The organism is Dyadobacter soli (assembly GCF_900101885.1).
Classification (GTDB): domain Bacteria; phylum Bacteroidota; class Bacteroidia; order Cytophagales; family Spirosomataceae; genus Dyadobacter; species Dyadobacter soli.
Genome location: NZ_FNAN01000012.1, coordinates 263,628 through 282,116, shown reverse-complemented (window position 1 = coordinate 282,116; position 18,489 = coordinate 263,628). Strand labels below are relative to the sequence as shown.

The 18,489-nt window shown below is 49.2% G+C and carries 18 protein-coding genes; 10 read left to right on the top strand and 8 right to left on the bottom strand.

Annotated elements, in window-relative coordinates:
• The first annotated feature begins 34 nt into the window (after positions 1-34).
• From BLQ88_RS21295 to BLQ88_RS21285, 3 genes are all read left to right on the top strand, one after another.
• Positions 35-487, top strand: coding sequence for a DUF6934 family protein (locus BLQ88_RS21295; protein ID WP_090154226.1), 453 nt, complete (start codon positions 35-37; stop codon positions 485-487).
• An 18-nt stretch (positions 488-505) separates the two neighbouring features.
• The gene (locus BLQ88_RS21290; RefSeq protein WP_090154224.1) at positions 506-697 is read left to right on the top strand and encodes a hypothetical protein; all 192 of its coding nucleotides are present in this window, start codon (positions 506-508) and stop codon (positions 695-697) included.
• A gap of 85 nt (positions 698-782) precedes the next feature.
• Positions 783-1,244 (top strand): DUF6934 family protein, encoded by a 462-nt coding sequence (locus BLQ88_RS21285; RefSeq protein WP_090154221.1) that lies wholly within the window; start codon positions 783-785, stop codon positions 1,242-1,244.
• A 217-nt stretch (positions 1,245-1,461) separates the two neighbouring features.
• On the opposite strand, the gene BLQ88_RS21280 is transcribed toward BLQ88_RS21285, so the two are convergent.
• Positions 1,462-1,902 (bottom strand): methyltransferase family protein, encoded by a 441-nt coding sequence (locus BLQ88_RS21280; protein WP_090154219.1) that lies wholly within the window; start codon positions 1,900-1,902, stop codon positions 1,462-1,464.
• A 263-nt stretch (positions 1,903-2,165) separates the two neighbouring features.
• On the opposite strand from BLQ88_RS21280, the gene BLQ88_RS21275 reads away from it, so the two are divergent.
• The 3 genes from BLQ88_RS21275 (at position 2,166) to BLQ88_RS21265 (ending at position 6,477) form a co-directional block, all read left to right on the top strand.
• Positions 2,166-2,675: an RNA polymerase sigma-70 factor gene (locus BLQ88_RS21275; protein WP_090154217.1), complete on the top strand. Its 510-nt coding sequence runs from the start codon at positions 2,166-2,168 to the stop codon at positions 2,673-2,675.
• A gap of 91 nt (positions 2,676-2,766) precedes the next feature.
• Positions 2,767-3,729: a FecR family protein gene (locus BLQ88_RS21270; RefSeq protein WP_090154215.1), complete on the top strand. Its 963-nt coding sequence runs from the start codon at positions 2,767-2,769 to the stop codon at positions 3,727-3,729.
• Positions 3,730-3,888: 159 nt separating this feature from the next.
• Entirely contained in the window at positions 3,889-6,477 is a 2,589-nt protein-coding gene (locus BLQ88_RS21265; RefSeq protein ID WP_090154214.1) for a TonB-dependent siderophore receptor, read from the top strand.
• 89 nt (positions 6,478-6,566) lie between these two features.
• Here BLQ88_RS21265 and BLQ88_RS21260 read toward each other — a convergent pair whose 3' ends face one another.
• Entirely contained in the window at positions 6,567-9,776 is a 3,210-nt protein-coding gene (locus BLQ88_RS21260; RefSeq protein ID WP_510185990.1) for a TonB-dependent receptor, read from the bottom strand.
• A gap of 399 nt (positions 9,777-10,175) precedes the next feature.
• Between BLQ88_RS21260 and BLQ88_RS21255 the strand changes: the two genes are divergently transcribed.
• Positions 10,176-10,643, top strand: a complete 468-nt coding sequence (locus BLQ88_RS21255) for a carboxymuconolactone decarboxylase family protein (RefSeq protein WP_090154210.1) — start codon at positions 10,176-10,178, stop codon at positions 10,641-10,643.
• Between the two features lie 76 nt (positions 10,644-10,719).
• On the opposite strand, the gene BLQ88_RS21250 is transcribed toward BLQ88_RS21255, so the two are convergent.
• Together BLQ88_RS21250 and BLQ88_RS37045 are read right to left on the bottom strand one after the other, a co-directional pair.
• Complete coding sequence (locus BLQ88_RS21250; RefSeq protein WP_090154208.1) at positions 10,720-11,754, bottom strand: GntR family transcriptional regulator; 1,035 nt, start codon at positions 11,752-11,754, stop codon at positions 10,720-10,722.
• A 77-nt stretch (positions 11,755-11,831) separates the two neighbouring features.
• Positions 11,832-11,972 (bottom strand): hypothetical protein, encoded by a 141-nt coding sequence (locus BLQ88_RS37045; protein WP_218132939.1) that lies wholly within the window; start codon positions 11,970-11,972, stop codon positions 11,832-11,834.
• Between the two features lie 62 nt (positions 11,973-12,034).
• Between BLQ88_RS37045 and BLQ88_RS21245 the strand changes: the two genes are divergently transcribed.
• Positions 12,035-13,117, top strand: coding sequence for a sensor histidine kinase (locus BLQ88_RS21245; protein ID WP_090154207.1), 1,083 nt, complete (start codon positions 12,035-12,037; stop codon positions 13,115-13,117).
• Positions 13,114-13,839, top strand: a complete 726-nt coding sequence (locus BLQ88_RS21240) for a LytR/AlgR family response regulator transcription factor (protein ID WP_090154205.1) — start codon at positions 13,114-13,116, stop codon at positions 13,837-13,839. The genes BLQ88_RS21245 and BLQ88_RS21240 overlap by 4 nt, the downstream gene beginning before the upstream one ends.
• A 36-nt stretch (positions 13,840-13,875) precedes the next feature.
• On the opposite strand, the gene BLQ88_RS21235 is transcribed toward BLQ88_RS21240, so the two are convergent.
• Positions 13,876-14,739: an NAD(P)-dependent oxidoreductase gene (locus BLQ88_RS21235; protein ID WP_090154203.1), complete on the bottom strand. Its 864-nt coding sequence runs from the start codon at positions 14,737-14,739 to the stop codon at positions 13,876-13,878.
• Between the two features lie 150 nt (positions 14,740-14,889).
• On the opposite strand from BLQ88_RS21235, the gene BLQ88_RS21230 reads away from it, so the two are divergent.
• Positions 14,890-15,249 (top strand): winged helix-turn-helix transcriptional regulator, encoded by a 360-nt coding sequence (locus tag BLQ88_RS21230; protein WP_090154202.1) that lies wholly within the window; start codon positions 14,890-14,892, stop codon positions 15,247-15,249.
• Here the strand turns inward: BLQ88_RS21230 and BLQ88_RS21225 are convergent.
• The 3 genes from BLQ88_RS21225 to BLQ88_RS21215 all read right to left on the bottom strand — a co-directional run bounded on the left by BLQ88_RS21225 (position 15,231) and on the right by BLQ88_RS21215 (position 18,233).
• Positions 15,231-15,869 (bottom strand): response regulator transcription factor, encoded by a 639-nt coding sequence (locus tag BLQ88_RS21225; RefSeq protein ID WP_090154200.1) that lies wholly within the window; start codon positions 15,867-15,869, stop codon positions 15,231-15,233. The two genes, BLQ88_RS21230 and BLQ88_RS21225, sit on opposite strands and share 19 nt — an antisense overlap.
• Positions 15,870-16,208: 339 nt before the next feature.
• Positions 16,209-17,432 (bottom strand): sensor histidine kinase, encoded by a 1,224-nt coding sequence (locus tag BLQ88_RS21220; protein WP_090154198.1) that lies wholly within the window; start codon positions 17,430-17,432, stop codon positions 16,209-16,211.
• 6 nt (positions 17,433-17,438) lie between these two features.
• The gene (locus BLQ88_RS21215) at positions 17,439-18,233 is read right to left on the bottom strand and encodes a LytR/AlgR family response regulator transcription factor (RefSeq protein WP_090154196.1); all 795 of its coding nucleotides are present in this window, start codon (positions 18,231-18,233) and stop codon (positions 17,439-17,441) included.
• Positions 18,234-18,489 lie beyond the last annotated feature (256 nt).

Below are 18,489 nucleotides of genomic sequence, written 5' to 3'. Positions count from 1 at the left end.
TACAAATTGAGAGGAAATTAAAATTCTTCTCGATATGAATGAAGCTTTTTACGAAAGTATCCTGAGCGGTAAACACATGATGTTTTGGTTTGAGAGCATTGGGAGAGAATCCATCATCAAAGCAATATTGTTCAGACCAACCAGTGAACCTGATACCTATAAGATGTTGCTAGGCGACCTTGATCCGGACGGGTCGATCAATGTAGAAAGTAGAAGTAACAATGGTGATACTGAAAAGGTGTTATCTATTGCAGCCAGGTCAATAGTCTTTTTTCTTAGCGACCATCCAGAGGCAAAGGTTGTGATTGAAGCGAGCACAGAATCGCGGGCGCGCCTCTATCAGATTGCCATCGGAAGGGAAATGGAGGATTTGGGCAATTATCTAAACATTCTTGGATTTCATGGAGAAAAGCCGGAAGCTTTTCAAAGTGGCAAAAACTACAAGAAGATAATTGTCTCATTAAAAACTGATCAACTGAATTTTTAATCTAACCTATTAAATCAAATGAAAGCAAGAGTTGCAGACCAACACGATACTGCGGCAAGTTGGTTGACCGCAGAGAAGTTAGAAGAGCTTCGTCCAATAATTGAAGCGAATGCTCAGGCAATCGTTGATAAAGAAGTCGCTGCCTGGACGCCGGAATTCAGGGCAGCATTGCGAAAACTAAGGGAGGGAGGGATCGAAAATCGCTCTTGATAATTAGCCGCTGCCGTTCGGACATTGGATTGAAGGCTGTCTATCGGTTTTTACAAATTGGGAATAAATGACGTAACTATTCCCAATGGATTCATCCTTGTATGAGTATTTGTTTGACAATTCAGGTCAGATATTTAGCTTTTCCAGCAATCGGAATAAATTGATGGATAAGGTTGTGCTTTTTTTGCCGACGGCTATCCCAAACTCCTATGCGGTTGTACTTGGTGATTTGCAAAACGATGGGAGCATCGACGTGGATTGTACGAGTAATAGCGGCAATACAAAGTTTATTTTAACTACCATAGCGAAAGCAATAGCGTTTTTTCTTAGCGACCGTCCACTGGCAGAAGTGATGATTGAAGGCACTACGCAAGCCCGGACCCGTTTGTATCAGATAGCAATTGTGCGAGAACTGAAAGACATCGGGAATTATTTTGATATCTACGGGTTGACAGCCGATGGTTATGAAATTTTTCAGCTAGGAAGATCCTACCGGAGCTTTACCGTATCGATTAAGAATGGATTACCTAACCAAAACAAAAAGTGATGACAGAACTAAACGTGGATGGCAAAACAAATGCCGCAGAGAACTGGATAACAGAGGATGAATTGAAGCAACGTTATCCGAAACTATGGATGGCTGCAAAAGAAAAGATAAACCGTCTCGAATCTATCCACACTCCCGAATTACGGGAACAACTTCGTAGGCTTAGAGGTCGATAAGGGAGCGGCAAACCGCTCCCCGTGATGAAGTATAACTAATGTCACGCCACCATCGTGAACAGCCGGTTCAGATCCAATCGCTTTTGGAAGTCCGGGCCGGTGACGGCTTGTTTCAGGTTGTTGGCCAGCGATGATTTTTCGTCATTCACAATTTCCAGCACGTTACCCAGGTAGTCGGGTTTGCGGCGGTTGAGGAAGGTGTCGGCTTCGGGGGAGTTGCAGTAAATGGCGGTGAAACCCTTGCCGTGGCGCTCGATGATGCCCCAGGTTACGAGGGTATCGAGGAAGTCCAGGGAGCTGTGGCTCTGGAGTCCGAGTTTTTGGCGGATTTCCGAAACAAAAAGCGGGCCGTCGGCCAGTTCGGTGAAAAGGCCAAGCCTGATGGCCGCCAGCAACGGTTTTGCAGACCAGAACCCTGTTCCGATCCGGATGATGTTCATGGGAGTAATTTCCTGCTCTTGTTCAATTTCAATTGTACTCATGGCTAAATGAAGTTAATGTTCCGGAAGACGCGCTTCCACTGATTGAAACATGCTCTAAAATTAGTGTTGAAGAACCAACATACAGAACGCCAATGTGATGAACTGCCCAAACGAGGGGTTAAACCGTATCAAAACTGGTGTAGTCTGTTCCCTCGTTAACGTCCATTTCGCAGAAATCTGTCAATTAGTTGCAGGAAATTTGATTTTAAACGGTTTAAGAATCATTTTTGCATTTAGAATAGGTCTAAATAAGATTACTATCGATGCGTCTGAATGATGAAAGCGTTTTTGAACGGATTTTCCTGGGTTACTGGGAGAGGATGTACAATATATGCTTCCGTTTTGTAGGCGACAGCGCTGTGGCAGAGGAACTTGTGCAGGATATTTTTCGCTCGTTATGGGAGCGGCGCGACTCCCTGCTGATCGATACAGGGATTGAAAATTACCTCGTAAGGGCTGCGCGGCTCAAATCGTTCGAATATTTGCGGAATACCGCCGTCGAAACCCGAAATCTCCGGGAAATGGCTTTCACCACATCCTCATATGAAAATCACACGGAGAATCTGGTCCACTACAACGCGCTTTCGGAACAGGTCGGCCGGATCGTGAACGCATTACCCGAGCAATGCCAGCGGGTTTTCCGGATGAGCAGAGAAAACGGCATGAACAACAAGCAGATCGCCCATTCACTGGCGATTTCTGAAAAGACGGTCGAAAACCAGATTACCAAGGCGCTGCGTACTTTAAGATTGCACCTAGGAGTCGATCGTTAAATATTTTCCAAAATTTTTATGATAGCCGTAGGGGATTTCCCGGCACTCGGCAACTGGTAACAGGGAGCATTCCTCTCCCTGAACGAATCCTATGCAGGTTACCCCTGAACTAATCCGGAAATACCACCTCGGGCAATGTACACCCGAAGAAGAATATGCCGTGCAGCAATGGCTCGCCGGCGAAGGCGACGACGATGCACCATCCTATTTGCAGGGCAGCGAGCGGCAAGCCAAGCAGTCGCGGATATGGAATGGGCTGAGGGGCTCGTACGAGCATCAGAGAGGTTCCGGACATGCGGGACGGAGCTTGTCGTTCTGGAAATGGTCGCGTATAGCGGCAAGTGTTACGATTCTCCTGGGCATGTCGTGGCTGGGTTATCGTTGGTTTGGAGGAAGAAACGATGCATTGCATATCACATCTGTTCATTTTCAGGAAGTAAGGACCGCATTCGGGGAAAAGAAGAAGTTCTATTTACCCGACAGCTCGCTGGTATACCTTAATGCAGGCAGCCATTTGCGTTTCCCCGATCATTTTACCGACACTTGCAGAAGCATTTACCTCACCGGAGAGGCGTTTTTTGAAATCAGTAAAGATCCTTCGCGGCCATTTACCATTCATACAAAAAACACTGAAACCCGGGTGCTGGGGACGGTTTTTAACCTGAAAGCTTATCCCGGCGAAGCAACGGAACTGGTTGTGACGGAGGGCAAGGTACGGTTTGGACAAGAAGAGAAGCAGGTCGTGCTGACGGCTAATCAACTGGCCTCGTTCGATTCGGCTTCGGGGGCGTTGTCCCATCACAATGTGTACGCAGGGGCGTATGCGGGATGGAAGCAGAACAGGCTGACTTTCCGCGATACTCGCTTATCGGAAATCGCCGTGATGCTCGAACGGTGGTATGGCATTAAGGTAGAAATCCGCAAGCAGGCATTGAAAACGGTGATTTTTACAGGTACCTATGAAAATCCCTCATTGCAAACGATCGTGAACGACATGGCGTCGGCTATGAAATTTACCTATACCCAGCAAGGCAAGCAGCTTATTATTCAATAAATCAACCATTGCTCGACCCGCTTATGAAAATTAATCCTCCCTGATCACTCCGAGGGCAGCCTGTAAAAAGGCCCGGGTGTTCCGTCTCGCAAACTTGCACCCGGGCTGGTGTCCAACAACTCTCATTGAAAGAATTAATCAAACATTGAAACAAAATTAATGAAAACCCTATTCAAACTGGCTGTGCTGATGCTGGCCATACCGCTTATGCTGCATGCACAGGTAAAATCTGTGCTCGACAAGCGGATCACGATTTCACTCGATCAAATCGCGCTGAGCGATGCCCTGGCTGCCGTGGGAGAACAGGCGCAATGCACGTTTTCTTACAGCGGGACTTACCTGGATGTACACCGGAAAGTTTCGCTGAATGTGAAAGATGTTACTGTAAAAGAAGCGCTTACGCAGCTGATCGGTGAGGCTGCCGACCGCGTGAAAGTGCAGGGAAACAAGATTCTGATCCTTGCCAAAACCGAAGGAAGAGGAAATGTAAAAGGTGCGGTCCGGACGTCGGACGGGCAGGCGGCGGAGTTTGTGAATATTTTGGTAAAAAGAACCGGAAAAGGGGCACAAACGGATGCCCGCGGGGAATATGTGGTGAAAAATGTTCCCGCCGGAAAGCAGATCGTGGTGATCCAGCTGCTGGGTTATGAGGCCATCGAGCAGGAGGTAGAAGTGCTGGCGGATCAGACTGTGACAATGCAGGACGTGTCACTGAATGAAGATAGCAAAACGCTGCAAGAGCTCGTAGTGACGGGCAGCGCCAATAAATTCGGTAACAAGGAAAGCGATTATGTAGCAAGAATGCCGCTGAAAAACCTCGAAAACCCGCAGGTTTACAGCGTGGTAGGCAAGGCGTTGATGAATGAGCAGATGATCACGCGGCTGGAAGAATCGTTCCGGAATGTGCCGGGAGCAACTTCCACACGTACGGGCGCGGGTATGCCTGCATTCATATCGCGCGGGTTTCAGTCGGGCGATAACCTGCGGAACGGGATGGCTACCTTCCTGAAAACCGGTATCGATCCGGCGATCGTGGAGCGTGTGGAGGTGATTCGCGGGCCTTCGAGCACATTGTTCGGGTCGGCGATGGTGTCATTCAATGGATTGGTCAATTATGTTACCAAAAAGCCGTTCGAAAAGCTGGGCGGCGAAGTTTCTTATTCTACGGGCAGCAACGACCTGAGCCGGTTTACGGTGGATGTGAATACGCCGGTTAACCGTGACAAGACCTTGCTTTTCCGTTTCAATGCGGCTGCGCAGAAGGAAAACTCGTTCCAGGACCAGGGCTTTTCGCATACAACCGCCATTGCGCCCAGTTTTACCTACAAAGCATCCGACCGCCTGACACTGAACCTCAATGCCGATATCCAGACCGCCAAAGCTACCTCGGCCACGCTGCTAACCATTGGTGCCGGCGTAAAAGCCAAAGCATTCGACGAACTGAAATTGGGCTACAAGCGCTCGCTGATCGACAATTCGGCGAGTTCGATACAGGCTTCCAATAACGTGTATTTTCAGGCTGAATATAAACTGTCGCCCAACTGGACGTCGCAGACCAATTACGCCTGGTCGCTCGGGACTTACGATCATTTCAACCAGTTCAATTATACATGGATGACCGATTCGACCATTCGCCGGCAGGTAAGCGTATGGTTTCCTGACAAATGGGGCCGGAAACAGATTCAGCAGAATTTCATCGGCGATTTCCAGGTGGGCCCGATTCGCAACCGGCTTTTGCTCGGGGTAGATTACCTGACGCAATACCGCCACATGCATTATGGCGTCGTGACGCTCGACACGGTAAATATCAACAAGGCAAGCCGCTCGCTGGATAACGATCAGATTCAGACTTTGTTTACCAAACTCAATGCGCCGGAATCGATCAACAAACAATATTCTTACAGCGCCTATGCCTCGGATATGATCAATTTTACCCGGCAACTGATGGTATTGCTCAGTCTGCGCGTCGACCGTTTTGTAAACGATGGCACATTGAACAACCTGACCGGCATTACCACGGGTGATTTCAAGCAAACGGCGCTTTCGCCCAAACTCGGCATTGTGTATCAGCCATTACCGGATCGCATTTCGCTTTTTGCAAACTATATGAACGGCTTCAAAAACATTCCCGCAGCAAGCCAGCCCGACGGGACGGTTTCTAATTTCAAGCCGCAGCAGGCCAACCAGTGGGAGATTGGCGCGAAGGTCAATCTTTTGGCTAATAAACTGAGCGCGACGATCAGCTACTATGACATTGCCGTCAAAAACTCGACCTATTTGAAAACGATCAATAATCAGAACTTCATGGTTCAGGATGGTACGCAGGAGAGTAAAGGGATCGAAGCGGAGTTGATCGCAAGCCCGGTACGCGGACTGAACATTGTCATGGGCTATGGTTATAACGACAACGAATTTAGCCGTGCCGCAGAGGCCGTGCTTGGAAAACGCGCTGTCTCCACACCTAAAAACACCGCCAACCTTTGGGTGAGTTACCAGGTCAATGCCGGTAGTTTGCGCGGTTTTGGCCTGGGCGCGGGTGGCTACTATGTTTCCGAATCGTATTTCAATGCGGCCAATACATTCACTTTGCCGTCGTACACGCTGGTGAATGCGACATTGTTTTACGACCAGCCGCGCTTTCGTATTAGCCTTAAAGGAGATAACCTCCTGAACGAAAAATACTGGCTCAGCGACGGAAGCCCGCAGAAGCCGGCGAATGTAATGGCCGGAGTCGCATTGAAGTTTTGACAGAAATCATTCTTGAATAACAATTCAGGCATAAAAAATCCCTTCTTCTGTTTCCGGAAGAAGGGATTTTTGTATTAAAAACAACAACCTTAGAAGCTGTAACGCAAACCGATCTGCACCTGGTAAGGGTTACCCGAAGGCGTCACTACACCGGCAGTGTTTACGCGGTATACATATTGGTTTTTGGCTCTGTCGAATGCAGCAACGGCAGGTTTGCCATTGGCAGCCGGGATCCCCAATGCATAAAGCGCCTGAGTACCCAGCGACTTGTTGCGTCCCCAATCCTTGTTCAGGAAGTTGGCGAAGTTGAAGATGTCGGCAGAAACTTCAATGGCATGTGTGCCAGTGATTTTGATCTTTTTCGATGCCCGAACGTCGAATACGCCGTAGAAACCGTTGATACCACCGTTTCTTTCAGCGATTTTGCCGGAGTTTTTAACGATGTAATCCTTAATGCTCTGGCTGGCGTCTTTGTTGTCAAGAATGGCTTGCAGGCCTGTACGCACGTTTTCAGGCACGCTTGGGTCGTTTCTGTCGAAAACATATGCAAGGTCGTTGGTACCTACGAAGTCGCCGTTGGTATTACCACCCGAGAGCAGGGTGTAGCGGGTACCGCCAATTCCCGAGTAACGCACACCCACACTTACGCCCCAGAAGCTCGGCGCCGTTCCGTAGAACACGATTTTGTTGCGGAACTGGTTGTCGGAATACGACATCAGGCTCAGGTTACGCGGATCGTCGCGTACCGGCAATGAAAGCGTCGCGCTGTTCGCCACGTTACCGTTGAACGACGTATTGTCTTTCACATCATTATAGGTGTAGCTCAATGTAATCTCGCCGTCGCGGAAATACTGGTATTTCACATCAGCTACCACTGAGAATGCATTCACTTTTCCTTCGCTGTTCAGTTCCAGTACGCGGCCGAATTGGGTTGCTTTACGTCCTTTCAGCCAGTCGCCGGCGCCGTTGGTAGGCATTTCTTCGCCACCCGGTACGAACACACCGCGGTTACCCTCGTTAGCCAGGCGGAAGAACGGTTCGTCCACCATGTTGCGGTCCACATACATATAGTTATTACGGCCAAGACTCATGTATCCCGCGATACCAACTTTCAGTTTGTCGGTCAGGTATTTGGCGTAAGAAATGTTAGCCTTGTAGATAATAGGCACGCGTGCGTCTTTGGCATTGGTATTGATAGTTGGAAGCTGGAATTGTGCCAGCGTGGGAATGCTGTTGTAATTGGCGCGGTAAGCTGCGAAATCCGGGGTAGGGATGTTCGGGCTGCGCACATCGACGGTCGCGAGGTGCTTTCCGTCAAATGTAAGGTTGTTGATCACCACGTAGTTGTTGATATCCGAAGCGAACACACCGGCTCCGAAGCGGAAAATGTCGGTATGCTTGTCGTTCACATCCCACGTGAACTGCACGCGCGGCTGCACTACGAAAGATTTGATTTTGTTGTCGGTGCGGATTTTCAACGCGTCATACAAAGTCTGGTTCAAAGGCGAGCTGGGGTAATGCGCGTAGTCGAGGCGCAAACCTGCCACCACGTCCAGGCCCGTTGCGAGGCTTGTTTTCAATTGACCATAAATACCTGCATTCCAGATCGTTCCTTTTACCGACCAGTCGTCCATCAACGGCACTTCGCGGTAGTAACGGTAAGGTTTCAGGTCGTTGAACTGGTCGAGGGCAGTTTTACCCGCCGCAGCATCCACGTTGTAGTGGAAACGGCCGTTCACCTCCGAGCCGTAGGTAGAATTCGAGTGCGTCATCATGATGTCCGCACCAAAAGTATATTCCACTTTATCGGTGTTATAGTACAGGTTATCAACCAGTTGAACGACATGGTTGGTAAAGCGCTCCTGCGCAAAACGGTGACCACCCATCTGGATGTTCGTCGCACGTGAGTTGCCGTCGCTCAAAACCGAGTTGACGTTCTCTACGATCGCTCTTGGGATGTTGGCGTCCGGAAGCTGGTCGCCGGGGGCACTTTTTTGCTTCACAAACAAATGCTGCACTTTCAGCTCGTTGGTCACTTTGGAGTTCAGTGTCGAGCGAAGCGATGCGAGCAAGCTGTTGTCCTGGTTGAAGTCGTTTCCGTAAGATTCGTATGCATTGATCGTCGTGTTGTCCGCGAGGCCGAGCTTGTTACGGTCGTTGGTGTAGTTGTTGCGGATCGTCAAGAGGTTCCGGTTGTTCAACTGCCAGTCCAGACGCAGGAATGCCGCGTCGGAGCCGCGTTTTTTGTCGAATGTACCAAACTGGGGCGTATTGGACATGCCGTATTTGGTGCGGGCAATGTTCACGAACTGGTCGAGGGTAGCGCGGGTCACATTGAAACGGTTTTCGTCAACCGGGCTGAGAATGTCCGCGATGATCAATGGACGGCTGTCCTGCTGGTGGTCCCAGGCTACGAAGAAATGCAGCTTGTCTTTCAGGATCGGTCCGCCCAGTGAGAAGCCAAACTGGTTGGTAGAGAACTTGTTATTGATTTTGTTGCCGCGAATATCGTAAGGGCTCGACAACCAGTCGGCGCGCGTGTAATTGAATGCGCTACCGCTCAATTGGTTGGTACCCGATTTCGTCACCGCGCTGATAGTACCGCCGCCGCTGCGTCCGTAAGTAACGTCATATTGGTTGGTAACGACCTGAAATTCACGCACCGCTTCAATCGAGATAGAGTAGGGGGCACCGCTTCGGCTGGTGGTCGCACCGGCGGAGGTAGGGTTTTTGGAACTCATACCATCGATGGTGAAACCCGTAGACGAACCCAGCTGGCCTGAAATGTTACCGCCGCGGCTCAATGGCGAAAGATCCATCAGCGTCGTAAAGTTCCGGCCGTTCACAGGCAGGCGGGTAATGTCGCGCGCCGAAATAGCCGTGGAAGCGCCCAGGTTTTCGATTTTATTTTTGATACCCGAAGCTACAACGCTCACTACTTCAAGCGTTTGACCTGCCTCTTTCATATTCATTCTGACCTTCACCGCATCGCCCTGGTGGAGCAGGTAACCGGTCAGTTTTTGTTCGCCAAATCCGATGTAAGTAGCTGTAACCGTGTAAGGACCGCCCAATGGAAGCTCCTTAAAAGCATATTCGCCTTTTGCATTGGTAACGGTTCCTGTCGTAAAGCCTGTTGATTCGTTTTTTACCTGGACGGTCGCGCCGGCCAGCGATACATTCTGGTCGTCGGTAACCGTACCGGAGATCGACGCCTGCGTAGTTTGAGCCCTCAGTACCACGATGTTGCCGAGGCAGCAAAGCAATGTGAGGATAGTAGGAAGTAAAAATCTCTTATGCATGAGCATGTTGTTGGTTAAACAAAATTTGCCGCAAAAGAAGAGGATCTACTTATCTAAGCTGTTACTGAAATGTTATGTAATTGTAAAGCCGCGGTAACATCGGATTCTACCTTCTCCGCGGCGCGCTAAAAAATCCGTTTTTTTTTCTCCACGCCTGTCCAGTCTCGCAGAGGCCGTTCGTCATTGGTGTGAATGGGTCAATGAGTGAATGAGTCAATGAGTGAATGAGTGAATTGTTCTTTCACAATTTGTTCGCTGATTACATCACCCAACATTCACTCTTTCAAAATTTAATCATTCACTCATTCACTCATTCGCTCATTCAAAATTCAATCATTCAATCATTCAATCATTCAATCATTCAATCATTCAATCATTCAAAATTTAATCAACATTCTCATGCAAGCAAGAATCAATCTTCAGGAAACAGGACACAGCGCGTTGAAAACAATGTATGGCGTAGGCGCATACCTGGCGAAGGCACGGGTAGAGCAGAACCTGTTGAACCTCATTTACCTCCGCGTATCGCAAATCAACGGCTGCGCATTTTGTATCGACATGCATTCCAAAGACCTGCGGGCCGAAGGGGAGGCCGAGCAGCGGCTATATCTGCTGAACGCCTGGCGGGAAGCACCTTTTTACTCCGACCGCGAGCGCGCCGCACTGGCCTACGCCGAAGCAGTGACCGTTTTGAAGGATCGTGAAGTGACCGACGAAATATTCGATGCTGTGAATGCGCATTTTAATGATGAAGAGATCGTCGACCTCACATTGGCTATCACGACCATCAACTCCTACAACCGTTTCAACATCGCATTCCGTACGGTAGCGGGTGGCTACCAGCCGGGACAATTTGCGGTGCATTAATTGAACACTTCATCGACACAGCTCGCGGCGTGCATCGGTCCTTCATTTTAGAGGGCCGATCCGCCGCGACATTTCTTTATAACGAACGGCGCAAAACCACCGAAAACGGGTTTGCAATGTGCCTGCTCACGCCGGTCAAAATCATGTCCGCTGCCGATTTTCCCATTGTCTTTAAGTCAGAAGAAATAGTGGTAATACCGTTCAGCATGGCTTTTTTAGCATCATTATCCTGGTAGGAAACAATGCCTACATGCCGTCCGGCCACGAGGTCGGTGCTGTTGATGATTTCGCGGACGAGGAACATCAGGTGCTCGTCGGAAAGTACGATGAATGCCTCTCCGTCGCGGATCATGGCTTTGGTGAGGTCGGGGGAGACGCGGCAGACGAGGTTGCGCGTCACGCAGGCACGCGCAAATGCGTCGGCGAGCGTGTCCGGGTAATGTGTGTGTGCGGGAAAAATGAGGTTAATGCACTGGTATTTGCGCAGACTCGGAGCGAGTTCCCGGATAGCCTGGTCGATGTCCTGGCCGAAATGCTCGGACACCGTACCGAAGCAGTCGGACAGTCCCGGAACCTCCTTATCGAGGATGATCAGCTTATCCTTCGGAAGGCGTTCCATGGCCTGGTAACCGCTTTCCGGGTCGTCGAGGAAATGCGGGATGACGATGATATGCGAGTAGGACGACTGCTTCCGCTTCACGAGCGCTTTGAAATGCGCGGCGCTGTTGTAATACACATGGAAATCGATTTCAGCTTTTTGCCCGATGCGCTCGGTCAATGCGTCGAAGATCGTCTTGGTATATTCGTTGAGCTGGTTGAAAAGAACGAGTATTTTGAGGCCAGGTAATGGGTCTAGGCGATTGATGTAAAAACTCTTCCCATGCTGTGAGGCAAGGATACCCATATCGCGCAGGTCGCTGTAACTTTTCTCGATCGTGCTCCGCGAAACACTGTACTGGCGGCTCAGCTCATTAATGGAAGGTAAACGGTCGCCACGGTCCATGAGGCCGGTTTTAGTCGCGTAAAGTACAGCCTCCACAAGTTGCTGGTACACCGGCTCGGACGAATCACGGTCTACGGTAAAGTGGTTTTCGAAGTTGATCTTTCTCATGAATGTCGGGTGTGGGCAACGGCAATGCATTATCCGTAAGGTTAATTTAATCAGAATGGGGACGCGGGAAAGCGAGTCTAGACAGACAGGCAGAAGTTGTCCGCGAATGCCGCCATTTCGCCCCTCAAATGATTCGCCGTGCAGCCACTGCGACGGCACATTCCAGACGTATTGGAAGGCAAATAGGCCGGGTTGAGCTGCCAAAAAAGGCTTTCCATCGATTTTGCTTGCGGTTTCTGCCAATTGGACTGATCTTGTAATACACAAAGCACCAGTACCCATGGCATCCAGAAGCAGCCTTACCATCCTCACGCACGTGACCGTTTGGTCGCTGTTTGGGTTCGTCCTTCTTTTTTACCCGCCATTAACCTGGAATATCACCGTGCCGCCCAATTTCTGGGTCAAGCAGGCGCTCAACCTGGTGATCATGATCGGGGTGTTTTATGCCAATGCGTTTTTCGTAGCCCCGAAACTGCTTTTCGAACGGAATGGAAAGGTGCTGTTTGTAATGTGGTTGGTGGGCGTGGTAGCCTGTTTTCTCATCGTCGCACGCACGATCGAGCTGAAACTGCATGTGCTGGATCAAATGTCGAGGATTATGAACAAAGCGCCCAAAGATCCTTTCCGGCTTGATTTTCATTTGTTTATGATCATGCTCCTGGTGATGGTAACCAGCACGAGCCTCGCCATGGCGCAACGCTGGCAAGCCGACGCCCAGACGCGGGAACGGGTCGAAAAACAGCATATTGCCTCCGAGCTTTCTTTTCTGAAAGCGCAAATCAACCCGCATTTCTTTTTTAATACACTTAACAACATTTACTCGCTCACGTACTCGGACATTCCCGTCTCCCGCGAGGCGATCCTGAAACTTTCGCGCATGATGCGCTACGTGCTTTACGACACGCTCAGCGACTCCGTGCCCCTGCGGCAGGAGCTTTCGTTTTTAAAAGATTACATTTCGCTGATGGCGCTTCGCCTGCACGAATGCACGACGCTGGAATTTGAAGAGCCGGCGCCCGATAAGGACTACTGGATTGCGCCGATGCTCCTGCTGCCGTTTGTCGAGAATGCATTCAAGCATGGGTCGAGCACGATGCAACATTCGCGGATAGAAGTAAGCTTGAAAGTAAATGAGGGTGCGCTTTCATTGCGCGTATTTAACCATATTGCGCATGAAAAAGACGGCTATCAGCTCGATCAGGGCGGGATTGGCCTCACCAACACGCGCAAGCGGCTGGATCTTTTGTATGAAAACAAATACCAGTTGATAACCCGCGAGAATGCGGAAGATAAAACCTATGAAGTCGTCCTGACCTTGCAGCTCGACCGCGAGAAGGCGGGGCAGATCGCAGAAGCCGTATGAAATTGAATTGCATTACCGTCGACGACGAGCCTTTGGCGCTGAACCTTATCAGTGCATTCGTGGAGCAAACGCCGTTTCTGGATTTGAAAGGCCGGTTTGGGAATGCCGTTCAGGCATTGCAGGCGCTGCATGAACAAACCATCCACCTGATTTTCCTCGACATTCAAATGCCCGATCTCAATGGGATGGAGCTCGCTCGGGTGATCAGCCAATCAGGCGCTTCGCTGCAAACGCGCATTGTGTTTACAACGGCCTATAATCAGTTTGCCGTGGAAGGGTATAAGGTCGACGCACTGGATTACCTGTTGAAACCATTCGGCTATGACGAATTCCTGCGGGCGGCTTCGAAGGCAAAGAAGTATTTCGAAGTTTTGCAGGAAAACGGGGTGGGGGAAGTGGCGGAAAACTATATGTTCGTGAAAGCGGATTACAAGCACATCAGGGTGGATTTCGACGCAATCACGCATGTGGAGTCGGTGAAAGATTATGTCAAAATCCATCTAATGCCGCCGTTCAGCCCGGTGGTAACACTCAGCAGCCTGAAATCCATTGAAGAAAAACTTCCACAGACCCGCTTCCTGCGCATTCACCGTTCGTTCATCGTTGCGGTGAGCAAGGTGGATTCGGTCAGCAAGAATTCCGTGCAGCTGGGCCCCGTCGAAATTCCGGTGGGGGAGCTTTATAAGGATGCGTTCAAAACATTGCTTGCCCGCTGGATCTGAATCATGCGCCAGCGGACAAGCATTGGGAGATAAACGCTATTCGACCACCGTCACAAGCGCCGCCACCTCCTGGTCGGTCAGCCCTTTGGCTTCCGCTTTTTGCAGCAGATCACTAATGGATTTGATAAAAGCCGGCTGCGTGCCCACCTTCCGGAATGCGTCGTAAATGCGTTGCGTTGCGGCGATACTGATAGCCATCGGGCTCTGGCTGACCGTAAAATCGCCTTGCTCCACCACACCAACCTGATGTTTGAAAAACGCTGTGAAGCCGGGCGTGATTTCTCCCAATATTTCGCTGAACGCGCTGAGCGACAGGCCGGTTTTTTGTGAAAGTACGATCCCGTGGATCAGGCCTGCGTAAGAACCGTACAGCCAGGTGAGTGTCGCGAGGTCCATCGCCGACGCCAGTGCGGCGCGTTCGCCGAGATATTTGATATTCCCTCCAAAAACGGTCAATGCGTCGCGGCTGCGTTCGAAATGCGCTTGATTCCCTGAGACGATAATGGTCGTCTCGGGCAGGCCCATCTGGTCGGGTGCGACCTGGATGGCGCCATTGATATAACCGGCATTGGAAACGGCCAGCGTAGTTTCGAGCGTCTCGGCCTCCTGCGGATCGGCGGTTGTAAAATTGATAACCGTTTTATCTTCAAGGATCGACTTGTCGCCGATATTGTTGAAGATACCGTTTACTGCTTTGTAGTCCAGCACGCATATGACAACCACCGGACTTTGCCGGATGGCTTCTTCCAGATTGTCAGCTACTTGTACGCCTGCGATACTGTCGGCCCTGGCACGCGTGCGGTTCCAGACAGTGACGGTGTAACCTTTTGCAACCAGCAGCTCGGCCAGCCGTGTGCCCATTTGTCCTAAACCTATGACGGTGATTCGTTTTGTGTTCATTTTCTGTTCGTTTTGATTGGATGAACACAAAATTCGGCAGCGGGCAGGCGGCTATCAATTACCGAAAAAAGATTCGGTGACCGAAAATTTATTCGGTATTGACTAAATTGTATTCTTAAAACGACATCCTAAGAACTATTCACCATCGATATGTACCAACGGAAAACACCGGAAGATCTCGAATGCGGCATTACCATTGCCATGAAAGTTTTCGGGGCGAAATGGAAGCCGTGCCTGCTCGACGCCATCCACCGCGGTTTTCGCAGGCCGAGCGAAATGCACCGGGAAATCAAAGGCGCCACTCCGCGCGTGCTCGACATGCAGCTCCGCGAGCTGGAAGCAAGCGGGGTCGTGGAAAAATGCCAGTCCGCCGGTTTCCCGCTCTACACCGAATACAACCTCACCGACTCCGGACGGAGCATTATGCCCATTATCGACCGGATGAATGCATGGGGCTTGCAGCATAAGGAGCTCGTGGCCGATGAAAACCTTCAATCCATATCCTTGTAAAACGTCACTTTCTGAAACATTTCAATGAGCGTGCCCACCTGAAGTTTTTCAAAAAGCCGCGCTTTGTAGGTGCTGACGGAGCTTTCGGTGAGATCCAGTTTCGAGGCTATTTCCTTGATCCAGAAGCCCTCGATCAGCATATCCATGATGGTGATCTCGCGCGCTGACAGGTCCAGCAGCGGGTTGTCGGCGCGATAATTATGCTTATCGAGCTGGTTGAGCAGTTCCACTTTGATCCTCGGGCTGACGTACCTGCCCGTATCCACGACGGATATAATCGCTGCCCGCAGTTCATCGGTGCCCGTATTTTTGGATACAAAGCCGTTCGCGCCCGCACGCAGGTAATGGATGCCGTAAATCCGCTCTTCAACGGCGGAGAATACCAGGATACTGACATTCTTCTGCACCGCACGCAAGCTCCCGATCATTTCAAACCCCTGTCCCTCAGGAATCTGAACATCCAGAATGACCAGGTCCTGGGGCTGCATGGAAAGCTCGGATAATGCTGTATTAAAAGACGTTGCTTCGTGAATTACAGCGGCCTTATACAAATCCTGAACGAGTATTTTTGTGGCAAGTCTGATAATCTGATAATCTTCGACAATTAAAATGTTTTTCATCCGGACATTTTCAAATTCAAAAAATTTAATTTGTTGTGGAAGGTCCAGAGAATGAAATGAATATGTTTGAACATATAGATGTCCATTTCAAAAAATCTTTGGATAGCTGAGGGTAGTTTTATGCCTTTTTTAACAGGCGTTTCAATATCAACAGGAAATTCTAAAAATAAAAGTAAAATAACTTCTAATAAAATATTTTGACAAAAGTTGTAGTTTCTCTTCTCGATTTATGAGTGAGCTGATAACTGTGTCAGGTAATTGAGATGAAAGGTTAATTCCTTAATCTAAGCGATTTATAAGTCTGACGCTGGCGGATATACGGCGCGGTTAATGGTCGGTTCAGGAGTTGAAATAGTGGACCACATTCGCGGGGTCAAGCTCAATTTCGAGATCGACGCTGAACTCCGATTCGGTTTGCTGGACGGATAATTTGTGCCTGTCCGGATACAGCAATTGAAGCCGCTTAGAAGTGTTGCTCAAACCGAAACCACCCACTCGCTCATCGTTCGCCCGTGGCCGGCTTTGCCGTGTGTGCGATGGGATATTGTTCTTTATTTTGAAGTATAATGTGTTATTATCCAGTACGATAGATAGTTTTACGTAAGATGTGTATTTACTTTTGGCGGTGCCGTGTTTGAATGCATTTTCGACGAATGAGACCAACAGCAGCGGGGCGATCAGGTACTCCCCGGCGTTGCCCTTCAATTGGTATTCGATCGTCACCTTATCAGAGAAGCGCGCGCGTTCCAGGTCCAGGTAATTTTCGATGTAACTGATCTCGCGGGAGAGTACTACATTTTCCTTGCTTGATTCGTAAAGACTGTACCGCATCAGGTCGGATAATTTAAGAACAAGGTCCGCGGCCTGCTCATCGACATCCACCGTTTTGGTATAAATAGCATTAAGGGTATTGAACAAAAAATGCGGATTGATCTGTGATTTTAGAAAACTGAGTTCGAGATTGAGGTTATTTTTTTGTAATTGCAAGCTTTGGGTTTGCAAGTTCAGATTTGCTTTTTCGAGTTGGAGCCGTTCCATTTCCAGTTGCATATTTTTGGTTCTGGAATTAATAATGTCACGCATCACTTTGATTGCCAGCAGCGGAGTGATATAGTATAAGCTCCATGCGTAGTCGGTATATGCAATGTCGAAATCCGTGAAGCAACTCGTCCACGCGCTGCGTGCCTGAAAGAAATTCCAGAGCTTGGTAATATACATCGGATATTGCTCCGAACCATTTGTAATGGAAGCCAGGTGCCTGAACACGTGGTAGTTGGTGATATGCACCAGCAGGAATATGATAACCAGGCTTATAATCAGCGGGAATATCTTTCGGGTATACAAAAACCGCGGGAACACTACATACCCCAGCAGGTAAAACACGGAAATGGATTGCAGAAATACCGCTGTTGCACCGAGCAATATGACATGATGGTTATCCTTCGTAAGGGCCGGAATGCTATAATAACGTGCTACGCACCAGAGCGCTATCCATGCCAGCAAATGATAAACAATCCTCGTTATTTTTGCCCTTTTTTCAGATGAAATAGGATTGAAACCCATAGCCCGTCAGATTCTGTTCTTCTGTAATGCCGCAAGTACGTTGGCACGGTAAGTTACGCCAATCGGTATTTTACGACCGCTATTAGTGGTGATTTCATTTCCTTCAATTTCCCGAATCACTTTTTTGTTGACGATATAGGAGCGGTTTACTCTCAAAAACTGCTCCGAAGGCAACGCTTCTTCTATTTTAGACATTGTCATATGGATAACCGCAACGCCTTCCGACCAATATAATTTCAGGTAATCCCGCATACCTTCAATGAAATGTATTTCGCCCGGCGCTACTTTAATGAGTTTCTTATTCTCTTTCAATAAAAGAAAGTCATTTCTTGCACCGGAAAACGTTGCATCCGTCACCTGATCCTCCGCTTCTTTCGTCGATGAAACCAATTCCCTGGCCGTGTCGGAATTGCCGGGCTGGTGCTTCTGGAAACGCACGCCATCCACTTTGTTGACGGCCTTCAGAAATCTTTCGAAAGATACGGGTTTGAGTAGGTAGTCGGTCAGTTCGTGCTCGTAACCTTCCAGTGCATAGGAAGGGTCGGCGGTAATCATGATCATGGCCGGACGGGTAGAGGGCAGGAGCTTTAATAGCTCAAATCCGGTCATTTCGGGCATTTCAATGTCCAGGAAGACAATGTCGGGCTTCAAATCCCTGATCAGGAACAGGGCGTCCGTCGCGGTCTCGGCAACACCGGCCAATTCGAGAAATGGAACTTTCTGCACATATTTTTCTATCAATCGGCGTGCATCAGCCTCATCGTCCACTATTATACACCGCAGTCTTCCGGGAGACAACATACTCTGACCTTAACTACTGTACTAAATTTCATTCGTCTGCAATAATATAGGTATTGGTCGAAATAAATGCATAATTCGGCGAAATTATTTTAGTTCAACAGCTATTTAAGATTACTTTAAACTCGCTAAGGAAAGAATGCTTTGTGCAAGGATAAAAGAAGCTATTGGCCATGATAAAAAAACATACCGGAATTGGATTTGAAGCAGGGTTAAATGAGGAACCGGCTCCACTACATATAAATCAGGATTATACTTC